Genomic DNA, 17667 nt, shown 5'->3' on the forward strand with positions numbered 1-17667 from the left:
CCTCAATGAGATAACCGTTCGTAAACACTTACTATTATCCATACTTATCCTATAATTGCGTATCATTAATTATTAGGAACCTGACTGTATGCTTCGTGAACTCCTCAAAATTTACCTCCTCTTTATCACACTCTTTTTTCTCGGACGGCTGGGACTCTATGGGCTCTACTTCGATCGTTTAGGGGACATCAGCTTTACTGAATCGCTCTTATCGTTTCTATACGGTTTAAAACTCGATACGATGACTGCCTCTATCATCCTTATTATTCCGGCACTTTTGCTCTCCATTACCCCTCAGATTCTCGCGAAATATGTAGGACGCTTTCTGAACGGTTACGTCCTTATTTTTCTCCTTATCGCTCTGTATATCGAAAATGCGACCTTCCCGTTTGTCGCTCAATACGATGTCCGCCCGAACTACCTTTTCATCGAATATCTCAAATACCCCCAAGAGGTCACCTCGATGATCCTCAAAGAGTATCCGTTGCAATTGGCTGTCGCACTCGGGATGCTCATTGTAATGGCATGGAGTTATCTGCGCTTCTCACCGCTGCGTTTAGTTGAAGCGATCCAAACACCTCTATGGAAACGTCTCCTTTTGTTTCCGATTGTAGTTGCCGTTCTTTTCATCGGAATCCGCTCCTCATTCGGTCATCGCCCCGCCAACATCTCTGATGCCCTCTATAGCACCAATCGAATGGCAAATGAAATTGCCAAAAACTCTCTCTACTCCATCGGATACGCTTACAAGAGCTATACCAAAGAAGAAAATTTGGTGAAACCCTACGGGAAAATAGGGCTTAGCGAAGCGTATGCACGGGTGGGGGCAAAGCTCCATCTAATTGGGAGTGGAGAACGTCCCTTTAGCCGTCTTGAGCCGACCCATTTTCCCTCTCAAAAACCTAAAAACCTCGTCATATTTATCCAAGAATCGATGGGGAGCCAATTCGTAGGATTTAGCGGAGGGGATGGCTCTATCACCCCTAATCTCGAAAAGCTTTCCCATGAGGGGATTGCCTTTAGCAATCTCTTTAGCAACGGAACGCGCAGTATCCAAGGATTGGCGGGGATGAGTTCGGGATATTTGCCGCTTCCGGGTGAGGGTGTTGTAAAGCGCAATAAATCCCAAAGCGATTTTTTCACCGTCGCGTCTCTTCTCAAACCGCTAGGCTATAAATCGAGCTTTATTTACGGCGGCGAGGGACGATTTGACAATATGCGCAGCTGGTATATGGGAAACGGCTTTGATGAAGTGATTGAACAAAAAGATTATGAAAACCCTAGTTTTGTCAGTACATGGGGGGTCAGTGATGAAGATTTGGTCCTCAAAGCGAACGAAAAATTCAAATCACACGCAGCAAAGGGAGAAAAATTTGTCAGTGTGATGTTCTCATCCTCCAACCACTCTCCGTTTGAACTGCCCGAGGGAAAAATAGAGTTTATCTCCGGAAAACCTAAATATGGGGTTGAAAATGCGGTTAAATACGCAGACTTTGCCATCGGACGTCTTTTTGAACTTGCCAAAAAAGAGTCGTATTATAAAGATACCGTTTTTGTCGTCGTTGCCGATCATAATATCCGCGTCTACGGGGATGATCTTGTCCCCGTCACTATGTTTCATATTCCCGCCCTTATCATCAGCGAGGGGGTGAAACCTCAAAAATATGAGACCCTCTCCACCCAGCCCGATGTCTTAGCCACCGCGTTGGATCTTATCGGTGTCAATCTCACCTATCCTATTTTAGGTCACTCCATTTATGGTGATAAAAAACAAGAGGTAGCACTGATGCTGTTCAATGATAGCTTTGCCCTTCGCCACCATAATAAAGTCGCGATCATTCAACCCAACAAAGGGGCTGAAACGTTTATCTATGAGAAGGATCGCCTACTCCCAGTAGCTCATGACAAAGAGCTTGAGCGTGACGCATTGGCGTTTGTAACGGTTATGGATGATATGTACAACAAAAAGCTTTATCGATGAAGAAAATACTCTATTGGGGATTGGGTACCGTGATACTACTGCAGTTCATCAGACCCGATTTTCATAATCCGAAGGTGGATGACACTGTTGCGTTACATACGGACGCAAAGACGATGCGTATACTGAAAACCTCATGCTACGACTGCCATTCAAGTGAAACAGCATACCCGTGGTACCACAATGTTGCCCCACTCTCTTGGGTGATGTCCGCCAATATAAAAGAGGGACGAGCGGCACTTAATTTTTCACATTGGGAAGCCATAGATGCTAACGTGAAGTTAGAGCGATTAGAGCGTGCAAAAAAACTGATTAGAAATGAGATGATGCCAAAAAGCGACTATCTTTTGATGCATGACAATGCTGTTTTAACGAATGAAGATAAAAAAACGCTTGAAGAATTTTTTGATTCACAAATAGAAAAGCTGTAGAGTTTATATAAAAAGAAGAGAAGAAAATCTTTTCCCGAAAAGGGAAAAGAGAACGATTAACGTTTTGAGAATTGAGGAGAACGACGCGCTTTGCGCTTACCCGGTTTCTTACGCTCAACGATACGTGAGTCACGTGTAAGCATACCAAACGGTTTCAAGATAGCACGGAAAGACGGATCAAATGTGCAAAGTGCACGAGAGATACCGTGACGAAGTGCATCAGATTGTCCTGAAAAACCACCACCCATAGTTGAAGCAGTGATGTCTACTGATGTATCTTGTTTAGTCAAAGAAAGCGGTTGAGTAACACGCAATTTTTTTGCTTCAAGACCACCGAGCCATGCGTCGAGGGAAAGACCGTTTACAGTGATTTTACCTGTACCCGGAGCAAGCCATACTTTAGCGATCGAAGATTTTCTTCTGCCGGTTGCATACGTTTTTGCCATCGTTTATCCTTACTTAGCGATCTGTGCAGAGTGAGGGTGTTCAGCACCTGCATAGATTTTTAGTTTTTTCAACATCGCACGACCTAATTTTGTTTTAGGAAGCATACCGCGAGCTGCGAGTTTAAAGAGTTTTTCTGGGTTAGTCGCCAAAAGCTCTGTCATTTTTACACTTTTAACGCTACCGAAGTAACCGCTGTGCGTGTGATATTCTTTTGTAGCCAATTTTCCGCCACCGTTAATTACGATTTTAGATGCATTGATAATAATAACAAAGTCACCACAGTCAACATTTGGTGTAAAGTAAGGTTTGTCTTTTCCGCGAAGACGGGCAGCAACATCAGTCATCAAACGACCGAATGTTTTCCCTTCTGCATCGATCAAAACCCATTTACGGTCGATTTGCTCAGGTGAAGCAATTTTAGTAAATTTCATCTTGAGTCTCCTTCTAAAGTCTCTATAAATAGTGGCGCAATTGTACCAGCATAAACTTATACTCTGCTTAAATTAAGTTTTTTATAAGCACTTAATCCATTCACATCGATCTTCCAAGAGATAGCACAAATATCCCTCGGTTTCGTCTCCTGTGGATAAGCGTATCGCTTCACAATAACGGTTGACCTGTTCACGATGTTTTTGCTCCTCTTCACGTCCGCTTTTATAATCGATGATGACCCATCCATTTTCACCCTCTACCAGAAGATCAATGACCCCAAGATTCCCCTTATGGCGTATCATCTGCTCTTTACGCACATTCCCCTCTATTAAGCGGTGAAACGTCTCATCGCCGATCAAAAAACCTACTCTCTTTTCAATCTCTTCCATCGCACCGATAGAGAGCACTGCACCGTAACGGTTACGGGTTGACTCAAGTGCAATGCGCAATGATGCAGAGGTAAAATCTCCCATCATCTCCAGCGTATAGTGAAGTGCCAGTCCAAATTGAACTGCCGCATAATCGTGTGTTGCCTCTTTGTGAGCGCGGAGAGTCGCTTCTTGTGTACCGAACACTAACCCTTTGAAAGGGGCTGCTTTTATCGCTTCCGCAGACTCCGATTTTTGTGATTGTGCCTCTAACTCTCCCCGCAGCGATGGGGTCAGTTCCAACGGATCAAACCATGAGCTTTTCGTTTTGGTTATCACCATCAGTGATTCCACGGCACGGGTCAATGCCACATACAGCGCATTAAGCTGATCTTCATCCGAAGCTCTCTTCTCGGCCTCCAATGCCTTGGCGTATACGGGATCAAGTGCTTCACGCCCCTTGATACGATAATGGATCCCCCGAAGTTGCGCCCCCTCATACTCATAGACGATAGCGTCGTTATGGCTTCTCGCCGTTCCGAGCCGATCGAGAACAATGACATGCTCAAACTCCAGCCCTTTGGATTTATGCACCGTCATAATCCGAATCCCTTTTAGGTCGCTTTGCGGAGAGGTGCTCTCCAACCGCTCAATCTCAAAAACGACCTCTTCGATATCGCGATAGCTCCGCAGTACTTCGATAAACATCAGAGCACTTTTGTCCGCAATACGAAAACTTCGAACAAAAGCGATAGCCGCCGTCGATACCTCCTCTGCACTTGAGCGCTCGATCTGCTCGATAGAAAGCCCCAGCAGAGCCGCGCAGTTGGAACGGTAAATCGGCTCACCGAAATAGCAAAAGCGAAGATACTCAATAATAGCCCTGACACTCCGCTGTGCGATCAGGCGCGCGGTCGTTTCGGTCACCACATCGTATCCGTGAGCGCTCAATGCCTCTTCTACCGCACTGCCGTCTTTGTTGGTCGCGGTCAATACGGCGATCTCTTCAGGGATTACCCCTTGATTGATCAGCAATGCGATACGTTCACTGAGGGTTTCAAGGAGATCTTCACTGCTCACCACCTCGACATATCCTCCGCTATAGCTTTGCGGACTTTGTTGAGGAATATACCCCTTAATTTTCCCCTCAAAAGAACGGTTGACAAAATCGACGATCTCACTGCGGGAGCGGTAATTCACCTTAAGCGGTTCCAAACGGACATCGAACAATTCGGCGACTTGATGAAACAGTGCGCTCACCCCTCCGCGAAAACGGTAGATCGATTGTTTTACATCCCCGACAAAGAAAAAGCTCCCCCCCTCGTTCACCCCGACACCGGAGCGTATCTCTTCGATCAGCGGGCGGAGAATATCAAACTGGATGACGCTGGTGTCTTGAAACTCATCGAGAAGGAGATGTTTTAGACGCGAATCAAGGCGGAAATAGAGAAATTCGCTCTCCAATTTTTCCCGCAACAGCGTATGGACATTGAGGGTGATATCATCAAAACTCAGTTCATTGCTCTGCAACGCCATAGAGTGACGGCTCTTGATGTAGAGTTTCAAAATACTCAACAACTCTTTAAAATAGAGCACTTCACGGCGGCGCATCTGGGAGGCTACCGCAGTTTGAATCTCTCGGAGCAGTTCATCCATACGCGGTTCATAGATTTTTTTAAAATCCCAATATTCCAAACTCGGCTTCATAAGCCACGTCTTTCCTAAGAGATCCTCGAAACTCTCAATCTGCATCGTTTTTTGGGCACGGTCACTCAGGGGCTTTGACAATACCAGCCTTGAGAGTTCCCCTGCCAACTCCAAAGTATACGTCATCGACTCTTCCGGAGCTTCAATCCCCTCATACGCCTCCAAATTGAGCTCTTTATATTTAGAATAGAGGGAGGAGAGGAGAACAAAAAGATCACCGAGCCGCTTGTCGCTCAAAAGGGAGAGATGTACCAATGCCTCGGAAGAACGGGACACCTCCACCTCGTTTAAAAATCGCTCCAGAAGTGCGCTCTCGTGATGATTCTGAACCGTTTTAAAGGTGGGCATCAGCCCCGCATTAAGGGCAAATTTCCGTAAAATCCGACCAAAGAATTTATCGATCGTAGAGATTTGAATATCGGAACGTAAAAAGCGGGAGAGTACTTTGGGACGCTCTTGCAGTATCGTCGCTTCATCGATCCCGCTGAGACGTGCGATATGGGAAAGCTCGCTCCGCGTAGGCAACTCTTCGAGGGTGAGGATGATCCGCTCCAACATCTCATTCGCCGCTTTGTTCGTAAAGGTTAATGCGACAATGGAGGATGGGTTCTCCCCCATAAAAAGGAGGCTTAGATAGCGGACAACGAGGTTAAAGGTCTTACCGCTCCCCGCACTCGCCTCATAGGCTAAAAAGGGTTCAAATTCCACGCATAACCTCCCGATGACAGAGATAAACATACGGACAGTAGCGGCATCGGCTCAAATCTTCGCACATCTCCCAGTTCCACACTCTCTCAGACGCCATAAAAGCTAATATCTCTCGCAGTTTAGTAATTTTTGCCTCCAAAAATTGCTCAAATTTAAGTTCCCCTTTTCCTAAATCATAATAGCCGCATTGTCCCACTTTCCCCAACTCTCCGGCAAGGAGGGCATAAACACTGAGCTGATAATCAACATCATCCTCTTTGGGCTCTTTGGTCGTATCAGGGTATTTGCCGCTTTTGTAATCGATCACTTCTAAGACGCCGTTATTTTCATCGATCCGATCGATCCGACCCATCAGCGTGATCCCCTCGATCTTCACACTGACATCTTTCTCGTTATAGAGGACATGAGAACCCGAGGTAAAACGCTCTACCTCACTGCCGTAAAAAGGATCTAACTTATCAATCCATAGCCGTTTCATATAACGCTCCAGAGGATCATCCTTTTTTGCCTCTTCCCATTGAGCACGAAGAGCCTCTTTGATCTGCACCGCCGATGTATAGCGGTCTCTTTGGGTAAAAAGTTGTTCCAGCGCACTGTGCAGCGCATTCCCGATATCGCGTTCTTGAGAGAGATCGCGCGGCAATTCGTGATCGCGGATATGAGCGATATAGCGATAGTAAAATGCTCTTTTGCAGGTTAAGAATGTTTTGATCCCGCTCGCAGAGAGGGGGTGAGCCGTAAAATCGTACTCACTTGCATACTCTTGGATATACCGCTCGTTAAACCTCGCAGGGGGAAATAAAACCTCCTCAAAACGGTAGCGTGAGGGAGTACTCTTGATCCCCAGTTGGAGTAAAAAGCGCGACGGTACCGACTCGGCGTTTTGGACACAGCCGATCACCACTTTTTTCGCGCGGTTAAACAGGATGGAGTAGTAGTGTTTTTGAAGTGATTCACGGTCATGTGCACTCGGTAGCCCCGCATATTCTCGTGTTTTGGTGTTCAGAAAGAGATCCTTTTCACTCTTATGGGGGACGTACCCTTCATTAAAGTCGATAATAACAACTCCCTCAAAGGAGACACCCCGTGTCTCTAACAGCCCCATTACCGTTATTTTCCCTCCGCGGACGTCATCGATACTCTGTTGACGTAGTCGGTTCATAAAAATTCGAAACACTGCCCGAAAATCCATCTGTTCCAGCGCATGGGAGAGGTGGCTAAAACGGTGCAGTTCATCACGAAGTATTTCTAGTGATTCCTCCTCCGCACCCTCTAAGAGTTGAATCAGCTCCTCCAGTTGTACAAACTGAAATTTTTGGTTGTAATGGGCTTTAAACCAATCGAGAGTCGTTGTTTTGATATTGCGAATCCGTTCACGGTTTAACACACTCGCTTCATCCAGATACAGGGTAATGCTCTCCAGCTCTTTATAGAGTACGCTATTACTAAACGGCTCCCCCATAGCAAAGTTGAAATTCCCTTCGGTATCAAACTCCTTTAACATCTGAGCGGCATCTTCATCGGGGAGAACTACCGCAATTTTCTCCGGTGCAATTCCCTCCTCTACAAACGTTTCAACAGAGGCTTTGATAAACCCTATCTGGGCAAGGCGTGTATGAAACACTTCACACGTGAGTGAGCGATTGCTAGGAAGCGGCATTTCACCAATGATGCGAAGTTCACTCAGGGATAACCGATATTCTCGTCCCTCACTCAGTTCAAATCCCATCTCCTCGAAGCGTGCCGTCATTTTGCGGTTATACGCCGTCGTGTTATAGAGGAGAATCAGTTCTATATGGTTTGCGCACTCTCTCAACAAAGCGATCTCATAACGGCTCAAATACCCCTCAACCACAATCGTGATTAAGTCAAAATTACGTAGAAAATCGTGCTGTACGTCTGTATGCTCCGCATTAAAGATTCTATCCGCCCACCCCTCACGAGCGCATATCTCGCGGTAACGCTCACGGAGCCGTTTCAAAATTGTGATATGCTCTTCGTATTCACCGTAGACATCGACCGACTGGAGGGTCTCTACTGAGACACATTCAGAAGAGAGCTCTTCGAAAAAACGGAACAGATACTCCGAATTTTGGATAAAAGTGAAAAAATTACGCTCGATATTAAGTGCGGTAAAAGCGGAAAAATCGGAGGCTTCATGCATTGCCAAAAGGCGCAAATCCTCATCCGGAACGATTTTTCCTACCGAAACATACGCACGGGAGAGAAACTCTCCCATAGTCATGGTATGGGGGAGAAATCCCTCACTGCACTCTGCAACCGCTTCACGAACACACCGTGCGGTCGGATATACGATACATTCTCTAGTCATACAGAGTTTTCCTCAATTTTTTACATACTACCCCATTTGGAGATTCGGGAATAAATAGGTAATTTTAAATAAAAGCTATTGTAGTGAATTTCCCCTAAAGGGGAGAAGATATGGTAATGAAGATTAAAACTCAGAAATGATCGGGTTACGAGTATCCGCTTTGAGGTTGTAGTACCGTTGCAACGTTCCGACAGAGACTTTTGCCATGATGTCCCATCGACCCGCTTTTGGTAAATCGATAGGCTCAAAGGTGTATTTCCCCTCTGCCACGCTCGGATTACTGAGATTCATATCAAACTCTTTAAGATCCGGACGTGTGAGGATGATTTCAACCTTTGCGTCATTAACGGCATTGCCTGATTTATCACTTACTTTGTACTCAAGGATTGAGCCTTTTTCACTAATCTGAGGTGTTAAAAAGGCAATCGTATAGTTTTGATCAAACGCGATCTTAGCGTTGATAATTTCGTTCGCATTGGCATCATAATCATGATACCCCTGCATCCCGTAATTGGACAACTCGACCGGATTATTGAGCGCAACTTTTATCGTCCATACACATGCACCGATAACACCGACAATAGAGAGTCCAATGATAATCGGCCACTTCGTTCCGGGGTTTTTAAACATTCTCGGTTTCCTCTTTTTTACGTAAGAATTTCCCACGTACATATTTAAAAATAGCAAAAAGAATGATACCGTAAAATATTACCCTCAAAATATCGATGAAGTTTTTACTCCCGCTACCCGCAGATGAACTTAAGGTAACGTTATGTTTAGCAGCGATTTGTTCAGCAACATCACTGTAACCGTTGAACATTGCCACCGAGTATTTAGAGACGATTTCAGCCCCTTTGGCACGCTCTGCCAAAATCGGCAGTACCGTTCCGCCGCGATTACCAATCAACTCAGCCGCTTCATCAAAACTGCGAGCAAACATTACGGCGCTAACAACAGAGCCGATAAAGGTAGCATTCGGGCTTAAGACCTGAGATTTGTTAAAATATTCGTATAAAGAGACGGGACGCGCCAAAATATCAACTTTTTGCTTGAGTTCGATAAACGTCATTATCACGGCCGGCTCTTTGAGTTCACCCGCAAGTTGTTTTTCGAAGTCGGCAATACTCTGATTTTCTTCCGTATCACGTACCATAACCAAATAGAGCGATATCCCTGTTTTGGCTTTTAGTTCCGCACCGATGGCATTAATTTGCTCAGAAAACTGAGGATTTTTGACAACATCATCTTTATATAAATATTCAGCATGGAGAGAGAGTGAGAATAAAATAGTGAGGGTGAGGGCCGCTAGCCCTCGTGAGAGTAACAAAAGCTACCCTTAACCGACGTAAAGGTGATTTGGTGTTATCACCGCCCACAACGTTACCGCTGCAGAAACCACTAATGCGATTGTGATGAGTTTATCCATGATACTTGCCATACTAAACCCCTTATTTTACATCAACACGATGTGTAGCATTTTCTGTGCTGAACATCTTGATGTCTTTTTCATTTTCAACTTGGTAATAGTTCGCTGCACTGCCTTGTTGAACACCCAATCCCCACACGGTTAAACCGGCGAGGATAGAGAGAAGCAATACAGTCGCGATCAACATACCGGTGATACCGTCTAATGCAAAAATACTACGATTTTCCATTCGGCTCTCCTTACTTACTAAGATCGGTGACATAAGCACCAAGCGCTTTAACTTGAGCTTCTGTCAAGTTGTTGAATGCAGGCATTGCACCGATAGCACCTTTTTTACCGTGTTTAAGAACGTCTGCAACAAGTGTTGGATTGAATTCCGCAATACTAGGCGCAACCATCTCCATCCCTTTTCCATCAGCTCCGTGACAAGCAGCACAAGTACCGGCAAATACGTCAGCACCTTCAGTGCCTTTCATTCCGCCAGCTACGTATTTAGCAACTGCATCAATCTCAGCATCGGTAATCAATGCATTGGTATTAACATTCATCAAACCGTTACGATCCGGCATTGGAGCCGGGAATCCTAGCATACCTTGACCATTGTTAATAACGTGTTTAACTGTTTTTTCTTCCAAACGTACATTCAAATTCGCCGCTTTACCGTCGATACCGTCTGCTTGTAGACCGTGACACGGTGCACATTGAACGATAAAGATTGATCCACCCATCTCTTTTAGGGTTTCATCATCCATATTTGCATGTTCTGCTTCGAATTTCGCGTCATGAGCCGCTACTTCTTCGTTATATTCACCGATTTGTGAATATGCATTGACAGGATATCCCGCAAGGAAATACCAAACTGCCCAAATTACAAGACCAAGAAAAATAACCGCCCATCCAAAAGGAAGTTCGTTTTTATATTCTCCGATTCCATCCCAGTTTTCATCTGCCAATTTACCGCCAGCGCGATCATTTTGCATTTGTCGAACATATTTGGTAACTACAAAAGATGTAACGATAACGAGAACAACTGCACCCAATACGGCGAGTTTGTTAACCCAGTCACCTTCTCCACCCATACCGCCGGCCATTCCGACAGCGACATAGGTAAAGCCAAGCATTGCAATTACAACTATGATAGCAGCAAGTACTGTCTTATTCATTTATGCCTCCTACTTTTTTATCATCGTTTTTCGAGATTGTTTCGATCGGTTGATCGGTAACATCGTCGTGGAGCGCGATATTTCCGTACTTTTCATAATCGCGCTTCCCTTTCCATTGCGAGCTGTAGAGGTGATAAATGTACGAGTACAGTACCACCACTAAAAACGCAACGAAGAAAAAGTAAGCATACGCTTGAAGTGTACCGAGATCCACGCTTTCTCCCTTATTTCAAACTGTTAAGATAAGCAATGATTGCTACGATTTCAGGGATTTGACCCGCTGCTACCGCATCTTTAACATCTTGATCTTTCATATCTGCTGCAATCACTTTTGCCTCTACGAGAGCTGCTGCTTTTGCTTCATCTACTGTCGCTGCCAATGGTACAGTTGCTTTTGTGCCGTCTGCCATTGGAATTTCAGTGTTATAAGGTGTTTTAAACACTTTATTAACGGTAATTTGTTCAGCATACGCAGTATCGATATCCGCTGCATTTTTGAACATCCAGCGATATGCCGGCATGATTGAACCCGGAACTACTGCTGCAGGATCTTTCATGTGATTTTCGTGCCAATCCGTTGTACGGTAGTTACCTACACGCATCAAGTCAGGACCGGTACGTTTTGAACCCCAAAGGAATGGACGGTCATACGCATATTCACCGCTCAAGCTGTAGTGACCGTAACGGTCAGTTTCAGATTTAAACGGACGAATGAGTTGAGAGTGACATCCCATACAGTTGTTTTTAATATAAACATGTCGACCTGCAAGCTCTAACGTCGTGTAAGGTTTAGTCCCTACAACCGGTTGAGATGCTTGCGCAAAGTTTGGCAAAATTTCAATAAGCCCCGCAAACGCGATGGTAACGAAAATTGCTACCGCGAAAAAGAACGGGTGTTTTTCTAACCAGTGAAACATTTTTTCCCCTCCTTATTAAGCGCCCATAGGCGATGCGTTTTGAAGTTCACTCTCTTCAACACGGCGAGAGCTTGTCATTGTTTTGTACATATTGTACGCGAACAAGAACATACCTACGAGATACAAAGTACCACCAACAGCACGGATAGTGTAATATGGGTGCAATACCGTTACAGTATCGATGAATGAATAAGCTAAGTTACCGAATTCATCGTGCGCACGCCACATCATACCTTGAGTAATACCTGCAATCCACATAGATGTGAAATACAAAACAACACCGAGAGTTTGAATCCAGAATTGTGTATTCATCAATGATTTAGAATAAATCTCACGTTTGTATACACGTGGAGCCATGTGGAAAAGTGCAGCCATAATCATGAACGCAACCCAACCAAGAACACCATCATGTACGTGACCAACGATCCAGTCTGTAAAGTGAGCCAAAGCATTTACTGATTTGATCGCTTGAATAGGACCTTCAAGAGTAGAGAACATATAGAATGTAGAAGCCAAGATCATAAATTTGATCAATGGACTGCTAGCAACTTGTTGCCATTCACCCTTCATCGTAAGAAGCATATTGATCGCAGAACCCCATGAAGGAAGAATCAATACAACCGAGAATACAGAACCCATAGTTTGCATCCAATCCGGTACTGTAGAGTAGATCAAGTGGTGTCCGCCTGCCCAAAGGTAAACAAACATCAATCCCCAGAAAGCAAGAAGAGACAATTTATATGAATAAACCGCTTGGCCTGATTCTTTTGGAAGGAAGTAATAGATCATTGCTACGATAGGTACAGTAAATCCGAACGCAACCGCGTTATGTCCATACCACCATTGTACCAACGCATCATTTGTACCTGAATACATTGAAACAGAGTGATACCATGCGCCGATTCCGCCAGATGCGAAATACGTTGGAATTTCCATATTGTTGAAAAGATACAACATAGCGATACCCAAGAAAGTAGCAATGTAATACCAAATAGAGATATACAATGATTTTTCACGGCGAATACCGATCAAACCGAAAATTGACATACCCCAAATAACCCATACCACGACTACCGCGATATCAATCGGCCATTCGAAATCTGCATACTCTTTACCGGTAGAGATACCGAGTAACAATGAACCGACTACTGCAACTACTACTAATAAGTAGATAAAAAAGTGCAATTTAGCGAGGACCATCAAGAATTTTGATTCCGCCATTGATACTTTCAATACACGTTGACCTACATAATACCAAGTAGCCCAGATACCGCTAAGGGTAAAACCAAAGATAACTGAGTCTGTATGCAACGGACGAAGACGACTAAAGTTTGTATATTCAGCCAATCCCTCTCCCGCCATCAAATTCACAGCTGGAAACGCCATTTGCCACGCCAAAATAACGCCGACAAGCATCCCGACAATACCGAGAACAACAGTTGTAAGCATAAACCACTTCGCAACCGTGTAATCATACTCCAATGGACGATTCTCCATTTACGACCTCCTTAAAGATTCAAAGCATAAGAGCCTATTAGGGCACCTCTTATCTCACACTACAGATCGTGAAATAAAAGGTGCCCTTAACACTTTTGTAACAAAAGTAGGCTATTAGACACTCTAATGATAGCAATCACACTATTTAAGGAATCTTAAATTATTAAATATTTTTCACACTATTCATACTTAACGATATATTTAAGTTTAATTACAGAAATAGGGGTAAAAAAGTAACATGTTGAAGATTTATTATTGAAAGAAAGGGGGAATAATTCTCCCCTTTTTAGGTTAACGCTGAAGAAGTTGGAGGAATTCGCTGAAAATGTACCGGCTCTCTTTAGGCCCCGGACTTGATTCAGGGTGATGCTGTACCGAAAAGACGTGACCGCTGTTGTAACGAAGCCCTTCGATCGTATTGTCAAAAAGGTTTATATGGGTCACTTCCGCAATATCACGAACCGATTCGGGTACGTTGTAGTTGTGGTTTTGTGCCGTAATCTCGACCATCCCCGTTTTAACGTTTTTAACCGGATGATTTCCGCCGTGATGACCGAATTTAAGCTTATGGGTATCGTATCCGTGCGCAATACTAAGAAGTTGATGCCCTAAACAGATTCCGAATAACGGAATTTTACGTTCAATCAGTTTTTTGATCTCTTCTTGTTCACGTTTCAATACCAAGGGATCTCCCGGGCCGTTTGATAGAAATACACCGTCAATCTCTTTCGCGTCATAGCGCGCTATCAGCTCATCGGCACTAAAGCTATTCGGAAGGACTTCCACTTCCAGTCCCGCTTCAGTGAGTTCATTGAGAATATTGCGTTTTACGCCGAAATCAATTGCGGCGATCTTGGCTTTCGCAGAGGGTGCATCGTTATAACGGAAATTGAACGGATCATAGATTCCGTTGCGATGAGTATATGCCGTTTTTGTACTCACCTCTTCAATGTAGTTAATCTCTTCAATGCGAGGAGAATTCTCTAACATTTTTTTAAGTTCGTCTTTATCCGAAATCTTCGTCGAAGCAATCATCATCATAGCCCCCTCGGTTCGGAGCATTTTAGTGATATAACGGGTATCAATATCCGTGATCCCGATAATGCCGTGTTTTTCCAAAAAGGTGTGCAATGCTTCTTCGGCACGGAACGAAGAGTAGTTGCTTTGGTACTGACGGACGATGATCCCTTTACAGTGAGCTTTTGTGCTCTCCATATCTTCATCATTCACTCCGACATTACCGATTTCAGGCATAGTAAACGTAACAAACTGACCTGCATACGATGGATCGGTGATAATCTCCTGATAGCCGCTCATAGAGGTATTGAAAACAATTTCACCCACCGCTGTCGTATCGGCACCAAAACTTTTAGCACTCAAATACGTGCCGTTTTCAAGATATATCCAAGCGTCACGTAACATTATGCCATCCCCCTTCGAACCAACTCATCTTTATAAAGTTTTTCATACATAATCTCATATTCATCGGTACCCGGCATCAAATTGCGTTTATAGCTTTTCAATTTTTGGTATACGGCAGATTCGATTTCGCTTGAATCGGCGATAGAACCGGTAATCGCATCATAAATGATATTCTTGATACGGTTTTCACTCACATCGTAATTGATCAAATCTTCTTCATACAATATATCTAGGATCTGGTGTGCAATATCGGAGTAGCGATCCTCATACGACAAAACAACGCCATATTCCGGTGCCAATTTCTTTTTGATCATGAAAAAGAGTTGTCGCTCATCGGCGAGATAAAAATCAATCTGCTCTTCATTGGCATTGACGATCTCTTTGACTTTCTCTTCGAGTGCAATCTCTTTTTTAATATTGGCGCTCAAGACATTTTCAGCCTCTTTGGCGGTACTCTCAAGCCCTTTGGTCATAGTGACCAATCCGCTGCGGCTAAGATCGACGGCGATTCGTGTCGCGATATGGGGTACGTGTGTCAGTGAAACCTTCATTGCCAGCCCTGAGTGAAATTTTCTGCATTTTAGCCTAAAATACCTCTCAAATCGCTTAGAGGAAACGGAGAGTTATTTAGGCGGTTCCGGAATTTTTCGTAATTGTTCGGTAATTTCCGACCCTTTTTTCGGATCCATCTTTGCCAATATTTGACCGACGACCTTACTATTGAGGGTACTCATTATATCTGCAGCATCTGCGGAGGGCATTTGAGAGAGGATTTGTGCCGATGCGGAGGGCTTCATTTTCGAAAATGTTTGGGATACTTTATCCGATTTGAGCTGTTTGATTTGATCTAATATTTTTTTGTTTTCTTCCAATATTTTTTTAACTGACGCTTCTTTAGCTCTAATCTCATTCAATTTTTGATCGACTTTGGTATCTTTCCCTTTTACCAACGCCTCTTTTTTACGTAAAAGATCTTCAGTAGCCCTCTTTAGTGAATCAAGAGATTGTTTTTGCTCGTCAATCCTCTCGAGTTCCAGCAGCAACTCATTTTTTCGATCTTCAAAAATTTTAGTACACTCATACGATTTGGTTGCGGGTGCACCGTACAATCCGCTGATCAGTACCAAACTCCAAATAATTTTCATAGTATCTCTCTTTTATAGGTCATCGTACCGATTTCATCGAGCATTTTAGCCTCTTGCGCTTTAAGATGTTTCAAATGTGCATTCATCTCTTGGACTTCCAAGTATTTGAATTTCTCAAATTCCATCATCGCTGCTTTAAAACGCTCCCGCATTTGATGCTGTTTTTGTTGTGCCATGTGGACTCGATTTTTACACTCTTCAATGGTGAGATGTTGTGCGTGTATCATAGCGGTTGCCTGAGTAAATTCACCCACACTCCCTTGCGTCGGCAGTGTCATGTGGGAGAGCTCTTCATACGCGCGACTCAGTTTGTCAGTAGCGGAAGTGAGTTCATTATTGGCACCTATGAGGGCGCGTTCGGCAGTGTCCAAACCCTTTTTTTTGAGTTTGACTAAAGGCTCGTAACGCGATTTACTCATAAGCGCCCCTTGACGTAGATTATAATGTAATAGTGTCGTTTCGATCCGGTGATGTAGAAATCATACCGATTTTAGTCTGTGTCAACTCTTCAATCGCACGGAGATACTCTTGAGCCGTAGCGGGAAGATCTTCAAAACGGCGGACTCCCTCGGTTTTGTCCCATCCGGCAAATGTTTTGTAGACCGGCTTCACATTATCCAAATCGAGCGGCAGATAATCGATCTCTTCACCGTTCACTTCATACGCGACACACACTTGGATTTCATCGAAACCGTCCAAGACGTCGAGTTTCATGATAGAGAGATCATCACATCCGTTCAAACGGCTTGCATAACGGCATGCTACCGCGTCAAACCAGCCACAGCGGCGAGGACGTCCGGTAGTGGTTCCGAATTCATGTCCCGCTTTACGGAGACGCTCACCGATTTCACCGTGATCTTCCGTGGGGAAAGGGCCGTTTCCGACACGGGTACAATATGCTTTGACGATCCCCGTTACTTTACCGATATCTTTAGGGTTAACGCCTAAGCCCGTACACGCACCCGCTGAAATAGTCGATGAGCTGGTAACGTATGGATAGGTACCGTGGTCGATATCGAGCATCGTCCCCTGTGCCCCTTCGAGGAGGATTTTTTTATCCTCATCCATGAGTTTCCATGCCATTTGGGTTGTATTGGCCAAGAACGGTATCAACGCTTCTGCGAATGTGCTCAACTCGACGGTTAATTCTTCTTTGGTCGGCAATGAGATCTCTAACGCTTGGAAAATAGCTTTGTTTTGCTCGAAATATTCCATGACGCGATTCGTTAATGCGCTCACGTCACGGAGTTCACCCAAGCGAAATCCCGCACGGGCGATTTTTTCGCTATACGCAGGTCCGATACCGCGCCCCGTTGTACCGATCGCTTTTTCACCGCGAAGCTTCTCTTTGGCTTGATCGATGAGGGTATGGAACGTCAAAATCATGTGTGCCGATTCTGAGACAAACAATCGTCCTAAAAGATTATCAAACTGTTTCATCTCTTTGATGAGTGCTTCAGGAGAGACAACAACACCGTTACCGATGATATTGATCGCTTTCGGGTTCAAAATACCTGAGGGAATCAAATGAAGGGCGTGGGTTTTTCCATCAACAACAATCGTATGACCTGCATTGTGTCCCCCTTGATAACGGGCAACAACATCGTATTTTTGCGCTAGCAAATCAACGATTTTCCCTTTTCCTTCGTCACCCCACTGGATACCGACAATCAAATCTGCTTTCATAAATAATC

18 protein-coding genes are annotated in these 17667 nt (G+C 44.3%); 2 read left to right on the forward strand and 16 right to left on the reverse strand.

The features are described from left to right. The first annotated feature begins 88 nt into the window (after nucleotides 1-88). A complete protein-coding gene (locus tag Q8O20_RS08490; protein ID WP_305530804.1) occupies nucleotides 89-1981 on the forward strand; it encodes an LTA synthase family protein in 1893 nt (630 codons plus the stop codon). Then, nucleotides 1978-2409, forward strand: a complete 432-nt coding sequence (locus Q8O20_RS08495; RefSeq protein WP_305530805.1) for a heme-binding domain-containing protein — start codon at nucleotides 1978-1980, stop codon at nucleotides 2407-2409. The genes Q8O20_RS08490 and Q8O20_RS08495 overlap by 4 nt, the downstream gene beginning before the upstream one ends. A 56-nt stretch (nucleotides 2410-2465) precedes the next feature. Here the strand turns inward: Q8O20_RS08495 and rpsI are convergent, their stop codons facing one another. The 16 genes from rpsI to Q8O20_RS08575 form a co-directional block, all read right to left on the reverse strand. Beyond that, complete coding sequence (gene rpsI / locus Q8O20_RS08500) at nucleotides 2466-2855, reverse strand: 30S ribosomal protein S9 (protein ID WP_294893969.1); 390 nt, start codon at nucleotides 2853-2855, stop codon at nucleotides 2466-2468. 9 nt (nucleotides 2856-2864) lie between these two features. Continuing rightward, nucleotides 2865-3287 carry a 50S ribosomal protein L13 gene (rplM, locus tag Q8O20_RS08505; RefSeq protein ID WP_182729598.1) on the reverse strand — a complete coding sequence of 141 codons (423 nt, stop codon included), beginning with the start codon at nucleotides 3285-3287 and terminating at the stop codon, nucleotides 2865-2867. Nucleotides 3288-3368: 81 nt separating this feature from the next. After that, nucleotides 3369-6071 (reverse strand): RecB-like helicase, encoded by a 2703-nt coding sequence (locus Q8O20_RS08510; protein WP_305530806.1) that lies wholly within the window; start codon nucleotides 6069-6071, stop codon nucleotides 3369-3371. Next, a complete protein-coding gene (locus Q8O20_RS08515; protein WP_305530807.1) occupies nucleotides 6061-8403 on the reverse strand; it encodes a PD-(D/E)XK nuclease family protein in 2343 nt (780 codons plus the stop codon). Before Q8O20_RS08515 ends, Q8O20_RS08510 begins: the two co-directional genes overlap by 11 nt. Before the next feature lie 123 nt (nucleotides 8404-8526). Continuing rightward, nucleotides 8527-9033 carry a FixH family protein gene (locus tag Q8O20_RS08520; RefSeq protein ID WP_305530808.1) on the reverse strand — a complete coding sequence of 169 codons (507 nt, stop codon included), beginning with the start codon at nucleotides 9031-9033 and terminating at the stop codon, nucleotides 8527-8529. Next, on the reverse strand, nucleotides 9026-9730 hold the full coding sequence (locus tag Q8O20_RS08525; RefSeq protein ID WP_304740943.1) for a 3-dehydroquinate dehydratase: 705 nt from the start codon (nucleotides 9728-9730) through the stop codon (nucleotides 9026-9028). The genes Q8O20_RS08520 and Q8O20_RS08525 overlap by 8 nt, the downstream gene beginning before the upstream one ends. Before the next feature lie 121 nt (nucleotides 9731-9851). Then, entirely contained in the window at nucleotides 9852-10058 is a 207-nt protein-coding gene (locus tag Q8O20_RS08530) for a DUF4006 family protein (protein ID WP_294895079.1), read from the reverse strand. A 10-nt stretch (nucleotides 10059-10068) separates the two neighbouring features. Next, the gene (locus tag Q8O20_RS08535) at nucleotides 10069-10992 is read right to left on the reverse strand and encodes a c-type cytochrome (protein WP_294895081.1); all 924 of its coding nucleotides are present in this window, start codon (nucleotides 10990-10992) and stop codon (nucleotides 10069-10071) included. Continuing rightward, on the reverse strand, nucleotides 10985-11206 hold the full coding sequence (locus Q8O20_RS08540) for a cytochrome c oxidase, cbb3-type, CcoQ subunit (protein WP_294895083.1): 222 nt from the start codon (nucleotides 11204-11206) through the stop codon (nucleotides 10985-10987). The genes Q8O20_RS08535 and Q8O20_RS08540 overlap by 8 nt, the downstream gene beginning before the upstream one ends. Nucleotides 11207-11216: 10 nt before the next feature. Then, nucleotides 11217-11909, reverse strand: a complete 693-nt coding sequence (ccoO, locus tag Q8O20_RS08545) for a cytochrome-c oxidase, cbb3-type subunit II (protein ID WP_305530809.1) — start codon at nucleotides 11907-11909, stop codon at nucleotides 11217-11219. Between the two features lie 15 nt (nucleotides 11910-11924). Further along, nucleotides 11925-13406: a cytochrome-c oxidase, cbb3-type subunit I gene (gene ccoN, locus Q8O20_RS08550; protein WP_295010841.1), complete on the reverse strand. Its 1482-nt coding sequence runs from the start codon at nucleotides 13404-13406 to the stop codon at nucleotides 11925-11927. 291 nt (nucleotides 13407-13697) lie between these two features. Further along, nucleotides 13698-14828, reverse strand: coding sequence for a glutamine-hydrolyzing carbamoyl-phosphate synthase small subunit (gene carA / locus Q8O20_RS08555; RefSeq protein WP_304740953.1), 1131 nt, complete (start codon nucleotides 14826-14828; stop codon nucleotides 13698-13700). Then, nucleotides 14828-15379 carry a DUF507 family protein gene (locus tag Q8O20_RS08560; protein WP_304740956.1) on the reverse strand — a complete coding sequence of 184 codons (552 nt, stop codon included), beginning with the start codon at nucleotides 15377-15379 and terminating at the stop codon, nucleotides 14828-14830. Before Q8O20_RS08560 ends, carA begins: the two co-directional genes overlap by 1 nt. 72 nt (nucleotides 15380-15451) lie before the next feature. Further along, entirely contained in the window at nucleotides 15452-15973 is a 522-nt protein-coding gene (locus tag Q8O20_RS08565) for a MotE family protein (protein WP_304740958.1), read from the reverse strand. Next, a complete protein-coding gene (locus Q8O20_RS08570) occupies nucleotides 15970-16392 on the reverse strand; it encodes a flagellar export protein FliJ (protein WP_305530810.1) in 423 nt (140 codons plus the stop codon). The genes Q8O20_RS08565 and Q8O20_RS08570 overlap by 4 nt, the downstream gene beginning before the upstream one ends. A gap of 19 nt (nucleotides 16393-16411) precedes the next feature. Next, entirely contained in the window at nucleotides 16412-17659 is a 1248-nt protein-coding gene (locus tag Q8O20_RS08575; RefSeq protein ID WP_305530811.1) for an adenylosuccinate synthase, read from the reverse strand. Nucleotides 17660-17667: the final 8 nt, after the last annotated feature.

Source organism: Sulfuricurvum sp., assembly GCF_030691015.1.
Classification (GTDB): domain Bacteria; phylum Campylobacterota; class Campylobacteria; order Campylobacterales; family Sulfurimonadaceae; genus Sulfuricurvum.